This is a genomic window from Solimonas marina (genome assembly GCF_012241385.1).
In the GTDB taxonomy this organism is placed as follows: Bacteria; Pseudomonadota; Gammaproteobacteria; order Nevskiales; family Nevskiaceae; genus Solimonas; species Solimonas marina.
This window is the reverse complement of sequence record NZ_JAAVXB010000004.1, coordinates 109,233-128,530: the sequence shown is the minus strand read 5'-3', so window position 1 is coordinate 128,530 and position 19,298 is coordinate 109,233. Positions and strand designations below refer to the sequence as shown.

Sequence of the window (19,298 nt, the reverse complement as noted above, 5' to 3'; positions counted from 1 at the left end):
GACAGCGGCCTTGCCGCTGACCGCCCACCGACGATGCCGATGCCATGACCGCTGCCGAACCCCTCGCCGCTGAACTGTCCGACTGGCGCGACACCATCCGCCGCTTCCTCACCGACGAGGTCGAACCGCACTACGAGCGCTGGGAGAAGGACGGCATCGTGCCGCGTGAGCTTTACCTGAAAATGGGAGAAGCCGGCCTGCTCTGTGTCGATGTGCCCGAGGAATACGGCGGCGCCGGCGCGCCACTCGAATTCTCGTTCGCGATCGCCGAGGAAAGCGCGCGATTGGGCTACATGTCGCTGTGCTCGAACGTGATGATGCATTCCGACATCGTCGCGCCGTACATCCTGCATCTGGGTTCCGAGGCGCAGAAGCGCCACTACCTGCCGAAAATGGTCAGCGGCGAGTGCTTCGGCGCGCTGGCGATGACCGAGCCGGGTGCCGGCTCCGACCTGCAGGCGATCCGGACGTCGGCGACCGCCGACGGCGACGGCTTTCGCCTGAACGGCTCGAAGATCTTCATCACCAACGGCCAGCATGCCGGCGTCGTCATCGTCGCCGCCAAGGACCCGCGCAGCGGCGGCAAGGACATGACACTGTTTCTGGTCGACACCGATCGGCCGGGTTTCACGCGCGGCCGCAATCTCGACAAGATCGGCATGCACGCCGCCGACACCTCGGAGCTGTTCTTCGACAACGTGCCGCTGGCTGCCGACGCCGCACTGGGCCGCGCCGGCAACGGCTTCGGCCACCTCATGGACGAACTGCCGCGCGAACGGCTGATGCTCGCGGTCGCCGCCGTCGCCCATGCCGAAGGCGCGCTAGAACGCACGGTCGAATACGTGACGGCGCGCAAGGCCTTCGGCCAGCCGGTATCGAGTTTCCAGAACACCCGCTTCGAACTGGCGAAGATCAAGACCGACATCGAAGTCCACCGTGCGTATTACGAGAAGTGCCGCGCGCTGTACGCTGACGGCAAGCTCGGCGTGACCGAGGCGGCCATCATCAAGCTGGCGACCAGCGAGATGGAAGGCCGCGTCGTCGACGCCTGTCTGCAGCTGTTCGGCGGCTACGGCTATATGAGCGAATATCCGATCGCGCGCTACTGGACGGACGCGCGCATCCAGCGCATCTACGGCGGCACCAACGAGATCATGAAGGAAGTGATCGCGCGCGCCCTGGTCGGCCGCTGAAGTCCGCCCTGCAAACCATCTGCGGGGCGCTGCACCGATCCGGCCATCGCGCAAGCCGTTCGTCCCGATTTCGATGCGCGTAACGCTTGTCGATAGATGCGCGTTTGCTTTTAACTTCTCCGGACCGGGCACCTAGACCCGGTCGCATAACAAAAACCGCGGTGGATGCCGGGATCGGCCGCCACCTTCGCGAGTGCTCCGCGCGGCGCCCCGGCGCCGTCAATGGCGCCAGCGAGTGAGGAGAGGACATCATGCAAACGAAGCTTGGCTTGCGCTCGGCGGCGGGCATCGCCGTGATCGGTGCTGCACTGCTGCCGCCGTCGGTGGCGCTGGCACAGAACGCGGCGAGCGACACCAAGGCCGCCGCCAGCGATACCTCGGACATCGCCGAAGTGGTCGTCACCGCGCAGCGTCGCGAGGAAAAGTCGCGTGACGTGCCGATCAGTGTCACCGCCCTGAGCGCCGACCAGCTCGCGACCGCGCACGTCGAACAATTGTCGGATACCGCCAAGGTCACGCCCGGCCTGCGCTTCGACGCCGCCGGCCCGGCCGTGCAGCCCAGCATCCGCGGCGTCGGCACGGCGATCACGACCTCCGGCGGCGGACCGAACGTCGGCATCTACGTCGACGGATTCTTTCGCGCCAATACCTACGCTTCCGACTTTCAGCTGCTGAACGTCAAGAGCATTCAGGTTCTCAAAGGGCCGCAGGGCACCCTGTTCGGCCGCAATACCACCGGCGGCGCCATCCTGGTGTCGACCACCGACCCGAGCACGCAGACCTCGGCACAGATCAAGGCCGGCTACGCGCGCTACAACGCACCGTCGGTCCAGGCCTATGCGACCACCGGCATCGGCGATCACCTGGCCGTCGACATCGAAGGCCTCTACCGGCGCGGTGACGGCTACTACACCGACGTGCTGAACCACGACGATCAGGTCGGCCAATACCGGAACTGGTCGGTCCGCACCGGTGCGAAGGCGGACTTCGGTCCATTCGGCTCGCTGCTGCTGCGCTACGAACACAGCGCGATGAACGATCCGTCGACGCTGATGTACAACGCCTTCGTCGACAAGAGCGGCGACGCGCGCTTCTTCTCGACGGTGCAGGATCCGCAGAGCAGCTACGGCTACAGCAGCTCCAAAGGCGTGGCGCTCGTCAATCTGCAGACGCCTGCCGACCTGTACACGACGCGGCCCGGCGACATCGCGCTGAACAAGCCGGTGAGCTTTCGCCTGCGCACCAACGCCGTCGAGGCAACGTACAAGACCGATCTCGACTTCGCCGAGCTGACGTCGTACACGCAGTATCGCCACGACTATACGCCGTACTACGACGATCTCGACTCGACCGCGGCGCCGGTGCTGACGCTGTACATCGGCGTCAAGGACACGACGATCTCGCAGGAATTCCTGCTGAACTCGCGCGACACCGACGCCCGCCTGCAATGGACCGTCGGCGCCAACTACTTCTATTACAAGGACGACTGGTCGGACCTGAAGGCGTCCGGGCTGACCCCTACCTTCGGCACCGATCCCGACACCAGCAATCTGCAACCGTTCGGCGGCTCCAGCACCACGACCGGCTCGATCGCCACGTTCGCCGACGCGACCTATGCGCTGGTCCCCGAACGGCTGTTCCTGACGCTCGGCGGCCGCTTCAGTCACGACACCGTGAAGGACGCCTACTTCAACAGCAACCAGTTCACCCCGTATACCGGTTACACCGGACGCAATGGCGAACACATCGATTTCAGCGGCAACCCGCAGACGCGGATCGACGTGCCGGACCTCAGCAACAACCAGTTCACGCCGCGCGTGGTCCTGCGTTACAAGCCCGGCGAACGCTCGAGCGTCTATGCGTCTTACACGCAGGGGTACAAGGCCGGCATCCTCAACGTCGGCGGCTACTCGCTGCAACCGATCAAGCCGGAGAAGAACAACGCCTACGAGATCGGCTACAAGTACGAGCAGCGTGGCCTGGCCGTCGACCTCGCAAGCTTTCTCTACGACTACAAGGATCTGCAGGTCTCCAGCTTCCAGGCCGGCACCGCGCAGATCACCAATGCCGCCACCGCGCGGGTCTACGGCGCCGAGGCGCAGCTCCGCTACAGCGTCACGCATCAGCTCGACGTCAACGCCGGCGCAACCTGGACGCACGCGCGTTATCGCTCGTTCAAGGGCGCACCGTTCTACGGCTACTGCGATCCGGCGGTCAGTGATCCGACCGCGCCGACCTACTGCACGTCCGGCCAAGGCTCGATCGTGCAGGTCCGTTCCGACGCCAGCGGTGACCGGCTGCAGCGCTCGCCCGCGTTCACCGCCAACCTCGGTGCCAACTACCTGATCCCGACCGCCGCCAGCGGCGCGTTCACGCTGTCCGGCAATCTGTACTACAGCTCGGATTTCTACTTCGACCCGAGCGAGCAGTTCCGCCAGGGCGCCTATTCAGTGCTGTCGCTGCGCGCGCAATGGGACGACCCGAGCGGCCGCTACAGCGTCGCGCTGTATGGCGACAACATCGGCAACGAGCACTATCTGTCGTACATCAACGCCAATACCACCAGCATCCAGGCGATCTGGGCATCGCCGATCACCTATGGCGTCAGTGTCAGCGCGCACTTCTGAGCGCGACACCCGCGACCGCGAGCTAGCGTAGCAACGCAGCCGCCGTGAGGCGGTTCGGACAGGGACGTCCGGCCGCGAAGTCGTCGAGATTGACCAGCGTGGTCCTGGCGATTGCCGCCAGTGCTTCCTGCGTGAAGAAGGCCTGGTGGCCGGTGACGACAACATTCGGAAACGTCAGCAGGCGCTGGAAGACATCGTCCTCGACGATCGTCGAGGACAAATCCTCGAAAAACAGATCGCCCTCCTGTTCGTAGACGTCGAGGCCCAGCGCGCCGAGCCGGCCGGACTTCAGCGCACCGACCACTGCCGCGGTATCGAGCAGGCCACCGCGGCTGGTATTGATCAGCATCGCGCCGTGTTGCATGCGCGCCAGTGCCGCCGCATCGATCAAATGATGCGTCTCCGGCGTCAGCGGACAATGCAGCGACACGATCTGCGCCTGCGCGAGCAAGGTATCGAGGCCGACGAACTGCGCGCCGGCGGCGCGCAGCGCCGCATCGTCGCTGTGCGGGTCGTGGACCAGCACACGGCAACCGAAACCGAGCATGATGTTCGCGAACACCGCACCGATGCGCCCGGCGCCGACCACGCCGACGGTCTTGCCGTGCAGGTCGAAACCTTCGAGTCCGTCGAGCAGAAAGTTGTTCTCGCGGACACGGTTGTAGGCGCGGTGAAACTTGCGGTTCAAGGTCAGCAGCAGGCCGACCGCGTATTCGGCGACGGCATAAGGCGAATACGCCGGCACGCGCGCCACCTCGATGCCCAGGCGCTCGGCGGCGCGCAAATCGACCTGATTGAAGCCGGCACAGCGCAGTGCAACATAGCGCAAGCCCCCGGCCGCCAGCGCCGCCAGCGTCTCGGCATCGAGGCGATCGTTGACGAAAGTGCAGATCGCCGGATAGCTGGCCGCCAGCCCCGCCGTCTGCGCGCTCAAGCGCGTTTCGGTGAAAACCAGTTCGTGGCGGCCGTTCGCCGCAGCGAACGAGCGGCGGTCATAGGGCCTGGCACTGAAGAACAGAACTCGCATGCGACCTCCATCGCGGCTCGTCGGGTCCAAGGCGTCCCGCAATGATCGCACCAGTGCCCACGAACAGCGCCGGCATCGCGACGTCCTCGTCGTCCGCGTCGGTATTGGACACGGCGCGGGCGTCGGCGTACCGTGCGCGCCGCATCCGTTCCCCCGAACCCGATGGACCGTCGCCGTCTCGCCGTCTTTCTTTGCGGTGCCGCCGCCTTCGTGCCGCTGTATGCCCCGCAGTCACTGCTGCCGCTGCTGCGTCTGTTCGTTGGCCACAACGCGGCGATGGCCGGGGCCATTGTCTCGGCCGGCACTGCCGGCGTCGCGCTTGCCGCGCCGTTCATGGGCCGCCTCGGTGACCGCCTCGGTCGGCGCAACGTCATCACGCTCGCGGCTTTTCTCGCCGCACTGCCGAGCCTGCTGTCGGCGCTGGCACCGACCCCGGCACTGTTGATCGCCGCGCGCCTGCTCGAAGGCCTGGCCCTACCCGGCATCTTCGCCGTCACCGTCGCCTATACCGCCGACCAGTGGCCGCCTGCCGAGGCACGCCCGGTCACCGCGCTCTACGTGGCCGGCACCATTTTCGGCGGTTTCTGCGGCCGCCTGGTGTCCGGGCTGATCGCCGAATTCTCCGGCTGGCGACTGGCATTCTTCGGCCTGGCCGTGCTGCAGCTGTTGCTGGCGGTACTGATCCGCGCGTGGCTGGCGCCGGATCGCGTGCAGCCGCGGGCGAACGGCGCCGCGCGTGTCCCGTTCACCGCACCGCTGTCGCATCCTGGGCTACGTGCCATGTACGCCACCGGCTTCATGATGTTGTTCGCACTGGTCGCCGGCTTCACTTATGTCTCGCTGCGACTCGCCGACGCGCCGTTCCTGCTCGGCCCCGGCGCGCTGTCAGCGATCTTCGTCGTCTATCTGGTCGGCGCGCTGACGACCCCGGTCTCGGGGCGTTTGCTCAATCGCTACGGCCACGGGGCGGTACTGACCGGCGCCTGGATCGCCGCCATCACCGGCCTGCTGATCACGCTGTTGCCGTCGCTGGCGCTGACCATCGTCGGTCTGGCGCTGTTCTCGGCCGGCATCTTCTTCGCACAGACGGCGGCGACGACTTTCGTCGGCGAGGCAATGCCAGCGGCGCGCGGCGCGGCGGTCGGCCTGTACGTGACGAGCTACTACCTCGGCGGCAGCGTCGGCGGTGTGCTGCCGGCGCCGCTGTGGACGCATTTCGGCTGGGCCGGCGTCGTCGCGCTGATTTGCACGGCCGGCATGATGTCGATGCTGGTCGGCCGCTACGGGCTGCGGCGTCCGGCTCCGTCGCGCGGCTGAGCTTCAACGTCGGGCGACACGTCGTCGTCGGCTTCCGGCGCCTCAGATGGCGCTTCTTCTGCAGCGTCTCGAACCTTAGGCTCCGGGCCCTGCAGATGCGCGCGGGCAATCGCCTTGAGCTCTGGCGTCAGCATCCACTCGCTGAGTTCATAGCCGCCCTGGTTCATCGCCCGCACCAGATTCTCGACGTATTTGCCGGAGCCGCGGGTGCTGACCATGCTGCCCGGCCGCGACACCAGCGTGCCGATTTGCTCGAAGAAACGGCCGCGGTCGGTGACCATGTTGCCGGTCGCGATGCGCGATGACGCCCATTTTTGCGCCATGCGGAATTCCTGGGTGAAGGTCACGAACGCACCGCCCCCGTCGATCACGACCTGAACGATGTCGCCCTGGCGGATCACCCGCGCGCGACTGACCGCCGATTCGAACAGATTCTTGGTACGTGCGCTCATCGTGAGTCGTCGAAATTTGTGCGAGGCGCGTTGCGAGCGAAGACGGGTTGCGCGAGGACGGAGCGCAGCAAGCGCAGCGTACACCAGTACGTGAGTATTGCGAGCACCGCCCGCGGGCAAGCCGTCGAGCGCAGTAGCGCCTCGCGCAAATTTCAATCGAATTCCATGCCGCCCGAACCCTTGCGCACGCTGTAACCGTGCGCTTCGAGGTCGGCGAAGATCTGCCGCGCATGCGCTTCGTCCTGCGCTTCGACCATTACCTCCAGCGTCGCATTCTTGGCGTGGCCGCGATGCAGGCGCTCGTGGTGGACCTGGATGATGTTGCCGCCTGATTCGCCGATGCGGCCGGCGACGCGCGCAAGAAAGCCGGGCCGGTCCTCGATGTCGATCGACAGCGAGATCAGCCGCGATTCGTTGACCAACTGGCGCAGCAGCACCGACGCCAGCAAGCGCGTGTCGACGTTGCCGCCCGAAATCACCAGGCCGACCTTGCGCCCGGCGAACGACACCGGATCGGTCAGCAGCGCCGCCAGACCGACCGCGCCGGCGCCTTCGGCGATGACTTTTTCGATCGACGCGAGCAGACCGACGGCACGTTCGATCGCCGGCTCGTCGACGCGCAGCAGCTCGGCGACGTGCTCGCGTATCACCGCCATCGTCAGGCGGCCGATGGTCTTGACGGCAATGCCTTCGGCGATGGTCTGACCACCCTTGACCAGCGACAGATCACCTTGCTGTGCGGCGTAGGCCGACGGAAACGCCGCCGATTCGACGCCGATCACGCGCAGATCCGGGTTGATGCCGTGCGCGCCGACCGCCATGCCGGCAATCAAGCCGCCGCCGCCGATCGGCACCAGCAGCGTATCGAGGTCCGGCGCCTGTTCGAGCATCTCCAGCGCCACCGTGCCCTGCCCGGCCATCACGTACGGATCGTCGAATGGATGCACCAGCGTCATGCCGCGGCGAGCCATCAATTCCTGTTCGAGAAAGGTCTGTGCGTCGGCCAGCGTCTCGCCATGCAGAATCACCTCGCCGCCCAGCTCGCGCGTGTTGCGCACCTTGGTGAACGGCGTATTGGCCGGCATCACGATCGCGCTTTTGATGCCGAGACGTGTCGCGTGATAGGCGACGCCCTGCGCGTGATTGCCGGCCGACATCGCGGCGACGCCGGCGGCGCGCTCGGCCTCGGTGAGGCTCACCAGCTTGTTCAGCGCACCGCGTTCCTTGAACGACGCGGTGAACTGGAAATTCTCGAACTTGATCCAGACATCGGCGCCGGTGATCTTCGACAGCACGCGCGAGCGCGTACACGGCGTACGCACGACCTGGCCATCGATCACGTTCGCCGCGCGGCGCACGTCATCGAAGCCGATCGGCAGGGGCTGGTGGGTATTCATCAACGACTCCGACTGCTGGAACGACTGACCTTGCTGACGATGCCGTCCTGCAGCGTGACCGTGGTGCGACTGCCGTCGTCGTTGCGATACGACCAGGTCTCGCGCGTGCCGCTGGCGGACTGCCGCGTACGCGTCTTGTCCGGCGTGCCGAGCGCACCACGCAGATCGGCTTCGGTCATGCCGACCGCCGCCTCGCCACGCACACGAGCATTGCGGATGCGCTCGGCATCGGCCGTCGCCGCATCGTGCTGCTCGCGCCAGTCCGCATCCTCGGCGGCGCGCGCCTTGCGATAGGCGTCGACACGGCGATCATGCTGCTCGGCCAGCGCATCCGACGCGGTCGGCTGCACGACATTGGCATCCGGCACGTCCACCGGCGTATCGCCAGCCTGACAGGGCTGGTCGCTGTAACGGGTCACGCCGTCCACCGTGCAGCGGTAGACGCCGGCCTCGGCCGGCGCCATCAGCAGCGCCGTGACGAGCGCGGCCGCCGTTGCACACTGGGTAGGCGCGGAACTCAACATGGCGCGCATTATCCGCCTGCGCGGCAGCCCCTGCATGAGGGCTTTTCACATCAACGGCCGCGGGCTGTGACCTGGCGCACAGCGCAAGTCCAAATAGCGCTCAGCCGCGCGCCACCGGCCGCGACGGATCGCGGATCCACTCGCTCCAGGAGCCGGCGTAGAGCCGGCCGCCGGTCAGGCCGGCGCGTTCCAGCGCCAGCAGGCTGTGGCAGGCGGTGACGCCGGAGCCGCACATGGTCACCAGATCGGTCGGCGCGCGACCCTCCAGCGTCGCCCGCCAGCGCCGGCGCAGCTCGTCGGCCGGCAAGAAGCTGCCGTCGGCGGCGAGATTGGCGGCCAGCGGATGGTTGACGGCGCCGGGCACGTGGCCGGCGACCGGGTCCAAGGTCTCGTTCTGCCCGGCAAAGCGGTCGGCCGCGCGCGCGTCGACGAGACGGATGGCGTCGTCGGCCAGCGCCCGTTCGACGTCGGCGCTGCTCAGCCAGCCGACGAACGGCCGGGTCTCGACCGCCACCGGTGCCACCGCGACCGGCGGCGCATCGGTCAGTGGCAAACCCGCCGCGACCCAGGCCTGCAGGCCACCGTCGAGCACGCGCACGCGGCGATGCCCGCGCGCGCGCAGCAACCACCACAGGCGCGACGCGAACAGCGCATTGCCATGGTCGTAGACCACCACTTCGGTCTCGTCGGCGATGCCCCAGGCGGCCATTCGTGCGGCGAACACCGCCGGATCCGGCAGCGGATGGCGGCCGCTGCCGGCGGTGATCGGCGACGACAGGTCGGTGTCGAGGTCGGCGTAGCGCGCGCCCGGCAGGTGAGCCTGCGCATAGGCACGCCGCCCGGCGGCCGGATCGGTGAGATCGAAGCGGCAGTCGATGAGCCGCCAGCGCGGGTCATCGAGATGCGTTGCGAGCGCAGCGGCGCGAATCAGCGGATCGCTCATGGCGGCTCCGGTTATGGTGGAAATGCACGGTTTGGCGCGCTTTTTAGCACAGCCCGAGGGCCATGCCGCGCGGCCGCAGACATGACAAGCACCCCCTGCGGCCGCGATAATCGGCGGCTGCGTCGCGTGGTTCGCGACGATTCTCACGAACTCCCGGAAGTGTCATGGCTCAGTACGTTTACACGATGAATCGCGTCGGCAAGATTGTGCCGCCGAAGAAAGAAATCCTCCGCGACATCTCGCTGTCGTTCTTCCCGGGCGCCAAGATCGGCGTGCTCGGCTACAACGGCGCGGGCAAGTCGACGCTGCTGAAGATCATGGCCGGCATCGACAAGGACATCGTCGGCGAGGCACGGCCGATGCCCGGCATCAAGATCGGCTATCTGCCGCAGGAGCCGCAGCTCGACCCGAGCAAGACCGTGCGCGGCAACGTCGAGGAAGCGCTGAGCGACATTCTCAAGCTCAAGGAAGACCTCGACGCGGTCTACGCCGCCTACGCCGAGGAAGACGCCGACTTCGACAAGCTGGCCGCCAAGCAGGCCGACCTCGAAGCGAAGATCGCCGCGGCCGACGCCGAGAACATCGACGTCATTCTCGACAAGGCCGCCGAAGCGCTGAACCTGCCGCCGTGGGACGCCGACGTCACCACGCTGTCGGGCGGCGAGCGCCGCCGCGTGGCGCTGTGCCGCCTGCTGCTGAGCAAGCCGGACATGATCCTGCTCGACGAGCCGACCAACCATCTGGACGCCGAATCGGTGGCCTGGCTGGAGAAGTTCCTCAAGGACTTCCCGGGCACCATCATCGCCGTCACCCATGACCGCTACTTCCTCGACAACGTCGCCGGCTGGATTCTCGAACTCGACCGCGGCCACGGCATCCCGTGGCAGGGCAACTACTCGAGCTGGCTGGAGCAGAAGGAAAAGCGCCTGGAGACCGAGCAGAAGCAGGAAGACGCGCGCAGCAAGGCGATGAAGGAAGAGCTCGAATGGGTACGCAAGAACCCCAAGGGCCGACAGACCAAGAGCAAGGCGCGCATCAAGGCCTTCGAGGAACTGTCGTCGCAGGAATACCAGAAGCGCAGCGAGACCAAGGAGCTTTACATCCCGCCCGGCCCGCGCCTCGGCGACGTGGTCATCGACGTCAACAACCTGTCGAAGTCGTTTGGCGAGCGCAATCTCTATCAGGGCATCAGCTTCTCGATTCCGCGCGGCGCGATCGTCGGCATCATCGGCGCCAACGGCATGGGTAAGACCACGCTGTTCCGCATGCTGATGGGCCAGGAGCAGCCGGACGCCGGCGAGATCAAGGTCGGCGAAACGGTGAAGATCGCCTACGTCGACCAGTCGCGCGACGCGCTCGACGGCGACAAGACGGTCTGGGAAGAAATTTCCAACGGTCAGGACATCATTCGCGCCGGCAGCTTCGAAATGCCGAGCCGCGCGTACATCGGCCGCTTCAACTTCAAGGGCGAGTCGCAGCAGAAGCGCATCAAGGATCTGTCGGGCGGCGAACGCAACCGCGTGCATCTGGCCAAGCTGCTGCTGGCCGGCGGCAACACGCTGCTGCTCGACGAACCGACCAACGACCTCGACGTCGAAACGCTGCGCGCGCTCGAAGAAGCGCTGCTCGACTTCCCGGGCAACGCGCTGGTCATCTCGCATGATCGCTGGTTCCTCGACCGCGTCGCCACGCACATCCTCGCGTTCGAGGATTCCGGCGAAGTGATCTGGCACGAGGGCAACTACCGCGAATACGAAGACGACTTCCGTCGCCGGACCGGCAGCGAGCCGGGCATCAACCGCCGCGCGCGGCACAAGAAGCTGGCCTGATTGTTCGTGCGTGACGACAACGGCCCCCGGCACGCGCAACCACGCGCCTGTCGGGGCCGTTGTCGTTAGCGGCGCGGGTTGACGACGGACTCATGATCGCCACCGCCGACGCAACACCGCGCCACAAGTGCGGTCGGCAATCCGCATCGTTGTCCGGATCGCAAAGCCTGACGCCCCTCTGACGCAAGACGCCGAGCGCCGCAGCGCTTAGCATGAGCGCCCGGCAACCGCCCTTCCCCCAACGCCAAGACTTCCGATTCCGATGACCGTGCATCTCGCCTACCGCTGGCATCAGCGCAAACTGCAACCGATCGAATTCGTGCAGACCGTGCAACTCGACGATCTGCTCGGCATCGAGCGCCAGAAAGAAGCGCTGATCCAGAACACACGGCAGTTCGTCGAGCGCAAGCCGGCCAATCACGTGCTGCTGACCGGCTCGCGAGGCACCGGCAAGTCGTCGATCGTCAAGGCGCTGCTCAATGCCTTCGCGCCGCAGGGCCTGCGCCTGGTGGAGCTGGGCGTGCACGACCTGATCGATCTGCCCGATGTCGTTGCACCGCTGCGTGAGCGTGACGAGCGCTTCGTGCTCTACGTCGATGACTTCTCGGTGGCCTCCAACGACCCGGCGCTCACCGCACTGAAGACCGCCCTCGACGGCGGTATCGAGGAGCCGCCGGAGAACGTGCTGATCTACGCCACGTCGAACCGCCGACATCTGATGCCGGAAGCCAAGCGCGACAACGGCGAGTACCACTGGATCGACGACGAACTGCACCCTGGCGAATCGACCGAGGAAAAGATTTCGCTGTCCGAGCGCTTCGGCCTGTGGCTGAGCTTCCAGCCGTTCTCGCAGCAGCAGTATCTCGACGTCGTGCGCCTGCACCTGAACAAGCTCGACCACGCCACATGGGACGAGGAAACCGAGAAGATGGCGCTGCGCTGGGCGCTGAATCGCGCATCGCGCTCCGGCCGCGTCGCACGCCAGTTCGCGCGCGACTGGGCAGGCCGCCATGCGTAAGGCGCTCGCAGCGCTGGCGCTGCTCACCGCGCTGCCGGCGATCGCCGACGACGCGGCCCCAGCGCCGGCGCTGACGATGCAGCAGGTGCTCGACGCCACGCAGGCGTCGGACTGGCGCGCGCTTGATCCGAACAACACCTTGCTGATGGACTTGCCGGGTGGCCGTGTCGTCATCGAGCTGGCACCGCAATTCGCGCCGCAGCATGTTGCCAACGTCAAGGCGCTGGTCCGTGCGCATTATTTCGACGGTCTGGCGATCACGCGCGTGCAGGACAACTTCGTCACGCAGTGGGGCGACCCCAAAGCCGGCGAACCCGGCGCGCGCAGTCTCGGCAAGGTTGCGACCAGCGTCGCACCGGAATTCGCTCGCAGCGCAAAAGGGCTGCCGTTCACGGCCCTGCCCGACGTCGACGGCTATGCACCGCAGACCGGCTTTGTCGATGGCCTTCCGGCGGCGCGCGACAGCGCCGATGGACACGCGTGGTTGACGCACTGCTATGGCATGGTCGGCGCCGGCCGCGACAACGCGCCCACCTCCGGCCCCGGTAACGAACTCTATGTGGTGATCGGCCAGGCACCGCGCCAGCTCGACCGCAACATCGCGCTGGTCGGTCGTGTCGTCGAGGGCATGCCGCTGCTTGCGGCGCTGCCGCGCGGCGACGGCGCGATGGGCTTCTACGATGCCCAGCAAGCCATGCCGCCCATCGTGCGTGTGCGCATCGCCGCCGACCTGCCCGCCGCCGAGCGACCGCGTCTGCAACTGCTGCGCACCGACACCGCCAGCTTCACCGCGCTCGTCGAATCACGGCGCAACCGCCGCGACGCCTGGTATCTCGTGCCGGCCGGTCACATCGACGTCTGCAGCGTCCCGCTGCCGGTTCGCCCAGCACCGCAAGCAGCGACTGCGCCATAGAGTCGGCGCGGCCTGGCTTACATCGCCGCTCAGACGACGATCGCCTGCCCGTCGAGAAACTGCGCGATGCCGTCGGCCGCATGCGGCGAGCTGGTCTGCCCGGGCGTCAGGCCGAAGCTTGAAGTGAAGTAGTGCCGCTGCCGATCGACATAGTCGGCATGCGTGGCGAACGCTCGATCGACGGTCGCGCCCAGTTCATCGCAGGCCTCGACGACCGGCCCCATGTGCCAGAAGCGATAGTTCGGATCGTCGGTCCACTGCACGCCATGCGCATTGAGAAACGCGCAAGGCCGCGTGTGATAGAGAAACTCGGTCACCTGACTGCTGACATCGCCGAGGTAAAGATCAGCGGCGCCGGTATAGCTCATGTCGATGCTGCGCTCACTGCCGAGGTCGACGTGGATATTCGGTAACGCCGCGTAACGCCGCAGCTGGTGCTCGTGCAGCTTGCGCATCGGCGAATCGAAAAGGCGGATGTGCGGCGCAAAGATCAGGTTGTAGCGCGTGTCGGCGGCGAAGTGCTCGAGCACCGCGCGCCCCCATTTCGGCCAAGACGACAGCTGCGGACGGAAGTGCGGGTTGTACAACACGGTCGGTCGGCCGTTGTCGAACAGCGGCGCCCGGCCTGCAGCGGACGGCAGCATCCAGTCGAACTTGGCATACACGCCTTTCACGTAGGCGCCGCGCCGGATGATGCCGACATCGAGCATGCGACGTTCCATCTTGTCGCCGCCGATCAGGACCAGATCGAATTCGCCGACACGCTCGGACACGGCGATGGCACGATCACCGGCGCCATGCCCGGTGCGGATCATGGTCGCGCCGATACCGAGCTTGCGCAGGTACAGCGAGGTCGATTCCGGCGTGACGATGGCATCGAAGCCCGCGAAGTAATCACGGTTCAAACGCATCGTGCGTCGCTTGCCGGCGATGCTGCGCCCCAGGGCCATCAGACCGCGATCCTCCCAGCCGATGTCGAGTCGCTTCAATGCGATGCGTGCCTGTGGCGCATGACGACCCAGCATCTGTCGCACCGTCTCGAGATGGCGCGGCGACACGCCGGCCACATGCACTTCGATCTGCGGATGGCGCAACGCCAGCTGCACGGCAACCGGCAGCGAATGCGGAATCTGATGAATCTGCGCCAGATACGGAAACAGGACGCGCATGTCGCGTAATCACCCCCAAGCAACGCAGCAGCCGGCTCCCTCCCCTTCAAGCATCGCGCGGCTGCACCGGTGGCGCGATGGGGCAGGCATTTTAACGTCGTGATCGCGCGGCGGTGCTGGCCCCGGCCCACGGCCGCAACGGTTACAAACCGTTACCCGGTTTTCAGGTGGCGTTCGGCGAGGCGCGCCGAGCATATCGGCCGTAAAGACCGCATCGTGCGGTACTCGCAAGTCTCAAAGGAGGCTGCCATGAACATCGTCAATAAAACTCGCACCACGCTGATCGCACTGGCACTGGCGGGGGCAACGCTGGCGCCGCTGGCGGCGCAGGCCCGCGTCGATGTCGACATCAACGTCGCGCCGCCGCCGCCGCGTGTCGTCGTCGCACCGGCGCCGCGCCCCGGTTACGTGTACGCGCCCGGCTACTGGCGCTGGAACGGCCACGCCCACGTCTGGGTCGGCGGCCACTGGGTCGCCGCGCGCCACGGCAGCCACTGGGTGCCCGACCACTGGGTGCAGCGCGGTCCGAACTGGCATTACGTGCCCGGCCATTGGGTGCGCAATTGACGCAATCGCGCAGAAAAAAGGGGCCGCAATGCGGCCCCTTTTTTCACGTGTCGATCGTGCTTACTTGTGCGTCTTCAGCAGTCCCGAGACCTTGTCGACATAGGCTTTCATCGCCGCGTCGCTCTTGCTGCCCTTGAGCTTGGCCCAAGCATCGTATTTGGCGCGCCCTTTGACGTCGAGCATGCCCGGACGCGAGCCGCTGACGTCGCCGTCGGTCGCCTGTTTGTAGCTCGCATAAAGCGCCAGCAGGTCGCTGTTGTCCGGACGCTTGGTCAGGGTGTTGACGTCCTTCTGCGCTTTTTCGAAATCCGCCTTGAGATCAGCCATCGGTGGTCCTCGCGTGTTCTATGTTGTCGAATCAGACGGCCAGCATAGCGCCGCGGAGCGGCGCCCGGCTATGACTGCGGCGCCAGTCGTTCGAGCGTGATGAAGCGGAATGGATACGCGTGACGCTCGTCGGCGTCATGTGCTTCGTTCGCAATCTCGCGAAACGCGCTGCGGTCGAACGCCGGGAACCAGGCATCGCCATCGGCAAGCTTGGCCTGCACTTCAGTCAGATACAGACGCTGCGCCAACGGCAGCGTCTGCCGGTACAGCTCGCCGCCACCGATGACCATCAGCTCACCGTCGGCATGCGCGGCGTGGACGTCGTCAAGGCTGTGAAAGACTCGCGCACCATCCGCACGGAAGTCGCGATCACGCGTCAGCACCCAGTTGTCGCGCTCCGGCAGCGGTCGCCCCAGCGAGTCCCAGGTCTTGCGTCCCATCAGGATCGTATGGCCGGTGGTAACACGACGGAAATGCTTCATGTCATCCGGCAAGCGCCACGGCAAACCATTGTCGCGACCGATCAGGCGGTTCTCGTCCAGCGCGACGACGAGACTCAGAGACGACGGCATCGTGTGTTTCCGCATCGTGTGGCCACAACGGCGTGGCGGCCCGCACTATAACGCCGCCACGCCGTCACGGCCCTACCGCAGCCTGCGGATCAGCCGCTCCCGAACACCGCCGTCTGGTCGCCGCCGAGTCGCGTATTCGACATCGGCCGCAACGACTTGAGCTTGGTCGCCTCCTCGTCGTTGCATTGGACGGTCCAGCAATAAGCTTCCAGCCAGGCGAGCTTCGAGCGCTGTTCATCAACACCTTCCAGCGTCTGCCGCACGCCGGTCTTCACCTCGAAAGGCCGCGGATCGCTGTAGGCATTGATCGCGCGCCCAACGGCACGCTGCAATGCGTCATCCCCTTCTGCGGCCAGATCGAGACGATTCGCCTTGCCGAACGCCGCCAGCATCGCGACCGGCGTTACCGCATAGACCTGGTAACCGGCCGCGCGCGTCTTGCGCGCCAGTTCGTTTGGCAGATAACCATCGGCATCGACCTGCCTGGAAAAGATCGCGTACATCTTCGTCGACCAGTCGAACAGATCGCGGCGATCGGTCACCACGCTGGTCGCCATGACCGCCCACGCCGCCCAGTAGTAGTGGTTGTTGATCTTCTTGAGCGGATCGCCCTCATTCCATTCGGTGACAACGTGATCGGCGATCTTGCCGAGCCAGGCTTCAACCTTCTGCGCCTCGGCCTGATGCGCAGCCAGCGGCTGGGAGCGCGAAAACTGCAAACGCAGCCACGCGCTCGACAGACTCGCCAATGCCCACTTGCGCATCGATTTTCCGGTGTGATCGCCATACGGCCCAAGCAGCGCGCCGGCATCCGCCCAGCTTCCATACCATTGCAGGACGCAAGCCAGCGCTTCGGGCGAGCCACTCTCCATGTATTGATCGACGAGCTTGGTCGCGCCCTTCTCCATCTGCCGAATCGGCTGGGTCATCGCCTTGTAACGCGCGTCGGCCTGCTCGTTGAGCTGGTCGCGCGCCTTGCCGGATCCGGTGTACTTGCTCGGAAAATCGAGTTCACCGGTGAATGGCTTGGGCGGCGAGGGGCAATTCGAGGTCTTGCCGTTATGACCGACAGCGGCGTAGTAACCCGTCGGCGGCACCAATTGGTCAGCCAGCGCCGGCGCGGTGACCACGACCAGACCCAGCCCCACCGCCAACGCAGTACGGCGCGCGCGCTCAGTGATGGCCATGACGCACCTCCTGCAGCGATGCGGTCTGCTGACCCGCGCCTTCGGCGGCACACACACGTGCCGTGACCTTCAGAGACGCACTCACCGGCTGATCGATCTCCAGCGTCGCGCCCATCATCGTCGCCTTCGCGTACTCGGGCCGATCGTCGCGCAGCTCGGTCACGAAACGACCGCCGTTATCGACGTACTGATTGAAATGCAGCTTCAGGGAGTCTTTCTGGCCGCTGTAATACCAAATCATCGCGTGCATGTCCTTGACGGTCGGGTCGCTGAATTGCACGTCGAGCCAGTAGTGCCCACCGACCAGGGGCTCGACATGGCCGCCGTTGAACAACAGCTCGTTGCTCCCCTGATGCACATCGATCGTGCGCGACATCACCGCCTGCCGCCCGTCACAACCGTCGTAGACCAACGGCACCGCCTGCCGATACGTCTTGTAGGGATCCTTGTCGCCCTCCTGGGCGCCAGGCCAGTTCTGCCACGGAATCTCCCAGACAATGACCTTGGGAGGATGATCCTGGTAAATCTTGCTCGGCAGGTAGTGCAGCAGCGAACCGTCAAAAGAACCACCGGACAGCGCGGTGTCGAAAATGTCGACGCTGAGGTCCTGCTCAAGAAAGCCGGCGAAGTTGTAACCACCCTTCGTGTCGCTGTTGCTGGTGCCGATCAACGCGACCTGCGGGACACCACCGTCGGCGCCATCGGCGCCGAGCAGGCCACCGCCGTCATTGCCCTTGTTCGCCACATCGAGCAGCCCGCCGCCGCTGGCATCGCCGTTCGATGACGTGTCATTGCCGAGCAATGCGCCGGCATCATCGCCGCCAGCCAGCTCGGTGACATAGCCGGTCACGTATTGCATCGAATAAGAGCCGCCGCAGATTTGCGCCGCGACCTTTTGCAGCGTGCCCGGCTTGCCAATCAGGCTCGCTTCCTTGGTGACGTACTGCTGCTGCGGGATCTGCCGGTAGGCAGGCAAGGACTTGATCGTCTGCGCCACTACCGCTGCGGTATGCCGCGCGCCTTCCGGGGTCCAGTGATGGTCGCGACGGAAGAAATACTCGTAACCCTTATGCTCGTTCACCAGCGTATCGAGCGGCGCGACCTGAGCACCCGACAGGCGAATCCGTGCCAGTGCGTTCGCATAGCTCTGCTTCGCCGTCGCAAAGTCATAGCGTGCTCGCTCGGCAGTCGTCAGCATGTCCGGGTCCATCAGGCCACGTGGCGGCTGCAGCACGATCACCAGCTCGCTGCCACGCGCGCGCAGCGCCGTCACCAGGCGATGCAACTGCGCGATGCTTTCGTCATTGATGTCGATATGCGTCGCCAGGTCCATCTTCGAGCGGAACAGCCAGCCTTTGCGGCCCTGCTCGAGCACTCGAAAATCGTTGAGGTACGACGAGCCGTCGTAGGATGTCGGGTCGGCGGCCTTCGGACACAGCTGGCAGCACAGCTCGATGTTGTACTGCGGCGCGGCTGCCGGGGCGTCGGTCGTCGCCGCGATGGCCGGTGCCGACGCACCGGCCGCCAACGCCAGGCCGGCAACGCCGACCATGGACGCCAGCACGCGGCGCATCGCCCGACCGCTGATCAATTGACGACCCATGTCAGCACCGGCGACGACGTCGTCCCTGTCACGAACAGGCTGTAGACCTTGCCGCGCTCCAGCATCATGGGCTTGGCGGCGGCCAGCTTGGAACCGCCGTTGAAGACGACCAGCGACGCCTTCACCGGATTGACTTCCCGATGGCCGGACTTGTCGGCGGCAACGCCGTCAACGACGGCCGGCCCGCTGTCACCAACCTTGACCGTCAAGGTCGTACCGTCGATCAGGTTGTAGACCGAGATCAGCGACTTCAACTGGCTGTTGAAACATTCCTGATCGAACAGCTTGATGTCGCTCGGCGTCAGCGCCGCCGTGTAGCAGCGCTTGGATGCCAGCGCCACACTGTCGGACTGGCTACCGATCTGGGCCTTGTAGCTGCCCGGCGGCAGGAATACGTAGCCGCTGGCGTCCATCGGCTGCGCCTCCGGCACGCTCTTGTCGCCCACCTGCGACTTCACATTGCTTTGCGTGGTGTCGTTGAAGACCCGCACAAAAGCCGAGTCCGGCGGCGCGGCCGGCGGATAGAGTCCGGCATGCGCTTGCAGCGCGACGGCGGCAGCAGTGGTGGCCAGCATCGCTGGCAGGCGGCGCGAGTAAAAGGTCGTTTTCATCATTCCTCCATGAATGCGAAAG

Annotated in this window: 18 protein-coding genes; 7 read left to right on the top strand and 11 right to left on the bottom strand. The window is 65.8% G+C overall.

Going from position 1 to position 19,298, the window contains the following annotated elements; genetic code table 11:
* Positions 1-44 precede the first annotated feature (44 nt).
* Together G7Y82_RS08935 and G7Y82_RS08930 are read left to right on the top strand one after the other, a co-directional pair.
* Complete coding sequence (locus G7Y82_RS08935) at positions 45-1,193, top strand: acyl-CoA dehydrogenase family protein (protein ID WP_168147704.1); 1,149 nt, start codon at positions 45-47, stop codon at positions 1,191-1,193.
* A gap of 251 nt (positions 1,194-1,444) precedes the next feature.
* The gene (locus tag G7Y82_RS08930; protein WP_168147703.1) at positions 1,445-3,820 is read left to right on the top strand and encodes a TonB-dependent receptor; all 2,376 of its coding nucleotides are present in this window, start codon (positions 1,445-1,447) and stop codon (positions 3,818-3,820) included.
* Positions 3,821-3,842: 22 nt separating this feature from the next.
* Here G7Y82_RS08930 and G7Y82_RS08925 read toward each other — a convergent pair whose 3' ends face one another.
* On the bottom strand, positions 3,843-4,847 hold the full coding sequence (locus G7Y82_RS08925; protein ID WP_168147702.1) for a 2-hydroxyacid dehydrogenase: 1,005 nt from the start codon (positions 4,845-4,847) through the stop codon (positions 3,843-3,845).
* A gap of 162 nt (positions 4,848-5,009) precedes the next feature.
* Between G7Y82_RS08925 and G7Y82_RS08920 the strand changes: the two genes are divergently transcribed.
* Positions 5,010-6,164, top strand: coding sequence for an MFS transporter (locus G7Y82_RS08920; RefSeq protein WP_168147701.1), 1,155 nt, complete (start codon positions 5,010-5,012; stop codon positions 6,162-6,164).
* Here the strand turns inward: G7Y82_RS08920 and G7Y82_RS08915 are convergent.
* The 4 genes from G7Y82_RS08915 to G7Y82_RS08900 all read right to left on the bottom strand — a co-directional run bounded on the left by G7Y82_RS08915 (position 6,128) and on the right by G7Y82_RS08900 (position 9,480).
* A complete protein-coding gene (locus G7Y82_RS08915; RefSeq protein WP_168147700.1) occupies positions 6,128-6,616 on the bottom strand; it encodes a hypothetical protein in 489 nt (162 codons plus the stop codon). The two genes, G7Y82_RS08920 and G7Y82_RS08915, sit on opposite strands and share 37 nt — an antisense overlap.
* A 152-nt stretch (positions 6,617-6,768) precedes the next feature.
* A complete protein-coding gene (locus tag G7Y82_RS08910; protein ID WP_168147699.1) occupies positions 6,769-8,013 on the bottom strand; it encodes a threonine ammonia-lyase in 1,245 nt (414 codons plus the stop codon).
* Entirely contained in the window at positions 8,013-8,537 is a 525-nt protein-coding gene (locus G7Y82_RS08905; protein WP_168147698.1) for a DUF4124 domain-containing protein, read from the bottom strand. The genes G7Y82_RS08910 and G7Y82_RS08905 overlap by 1 nt, the downstream gene beginning before the upstream one ends.
* Before the next feature lie 100 nt (positions 8,538-8,637).
* Complete coding sequence (locus G7Y82_RS08900; protein WP_168147697.1) at positions 8,638-9,480, bottom strand: sulfurtransferase; 843 nt, start codon at positions 9,478-9,480, stop codon at positions 8,638-8,640.
* Between the two features lie 164 nt (positions 9,481-9,644).
* Between G7Y82_RS08900 and ettA the strand changes: the two genes are divergently transcribed.
* The 3 genes from ettA to G7Y82_RS08885 all read left to right on the top strand — a co-directional run bounded on the left by ettA (position 9,645) and on the right by G7Y82_RS08885 (position 13,240).
* Entirely contained in the window at positions 9,645-11,309 is a 1,665-nt protein-coding gene (ettA, locus tag G7Y82_RS08895; RefSeq protein ID WP_168147696.1) for an energy-dependent translational throttle protein EttA, read from the top strand.
* Positions 11,310-11,571: 262 nt separating this feature from the next.
* Positions 11,572-12,327 (top strand): ATP-binding protein, encoded by a 756-nt coding sequence (locus G7Y82_RS08890; RefSeq protein ID WP_168147695.1) that lies wholly within the window; start codon positions 11,572-11,574, stop codon positions 12,325-12,327.
* Positions 12,320-13,240 (top strand): peptidylprolyl isomerase, encoded by a 921-nt coding sequence (locus G7Y82_RS08885; RefSeq protein WP_168147694.1) that lies wholly within the window; start codon positions 12,320-12,322, stop codon positions 13,238-13,240. Before G7Y82_RS08890 ends, G7Y82_RS08885 begins: the two co-directional genes overlap by 8 nt.
* A gap of 29 nt (positions 13,241-13,269) precedes the next feature.
* Here G7Y82_RS08885 and G7Y82_RS08880 read toward each other — a convergent pair whose 3' ends face one another.
* Positions 13,270-14,409, bottom strand: a complete 1,140-nt coding sequence (locus tag G7Y82_RS08880) for a CDP-glycerol glycerophosphotransferase family protein (protein ID WP_168147693.1) — start codon at positions 14,407-14,409, stop codon at positions 13,270-13,272.
* A gap of 249 nt (positions 14,410-14,658) precedes the next feature.
* Between G7Y82_RS08880 and G7Y82_RS08875 the strand changes: the two genes are divergently transcribed.
* Entirely contained in the window at positions 14,659-14,976 is a 318-nt protein-coding gene (locus G7Y82_RS08875) for a YXWGXW repeat-containing protein (protein WP_168147692.1), read from the top strand.
* A gap of 60 nt (positions 14,977-15,036) precedes the next feature.
* Here the strand turns inward: G7Y82_RS08875 and G7Y82_RS08870 are convergent, their stop codons facing one another.
* The 5 genes from G7Y82_RS08870 to G7Y82_RS08850 form a co-directional block, all read right to left on the bottom strand.
* Positions 15,037-15,303 (bottom strand): acyl-CoA-binding protein, encoded by a 267-nt coding sequence (locus G7Y82_RS08870; RefSeq protein WP_168147691.1) that lies wholly within the window; start codon positions 15,301-15,303, stop codon positions 15,037-15,039.
* 68 nt (positions 15,304-15,371) lie between these two features.
* A complete protein-coding gene (locus G7Y82_RS08865) occupies positions 15,372-15,875 on the bottom strand; it encodes a dihydrofolate reductase (protein WP_168147690.1) in 504 nt (167 codons plus the stop codon).
* Between the two features lie 89 nt (positions 15,876-15,964).
* On the bottom strand, positions 15,965-17,062 hold the full coding sequence (locus G7Y82_RS08860; protein ID WP_168147689.1) for a mannuronate-specific alginate lyase: 1,098 nt from the start codon (positions 17,060-17,062) through the stop codon (positions 15,965-15,967).
* Positions 17,049-18,665: an alginate O-acetyltransferase AlgX-related protein gene (locus G7Y82_RS08855; protein WP_168147688.1), complete on the bottom strand. Its 1,617-nt coding sequence runs from the start codon at positions 18,663-18,665 to the stop codon at positions 17,049-17,051. The genes G7Y82_RS08860 and G7Y82_RS08855 overlap by 14 nt, the downstream gene beginning before the upstream one ends.
* The gene (locus G7Y82_RS08850) at positions 18,650-19,276 is read right to left on the bottom strand and encodes an alginate O-acetyltransferase AlgF (protein WP_168147687.1); all 627 of its coding nucleotides are present in this window, start codon (positions 19,274-19,276) and stop codon (positions 18,650-18,652) included. The genes G7Y82_RS08855 and G7Y82_RS08850 overlap by 16 nt, the downstream gene beginning before the upstream one ends.
* Between the last annotated feature and the right edge of the window lie 22 nt (positions 19,277-19,298).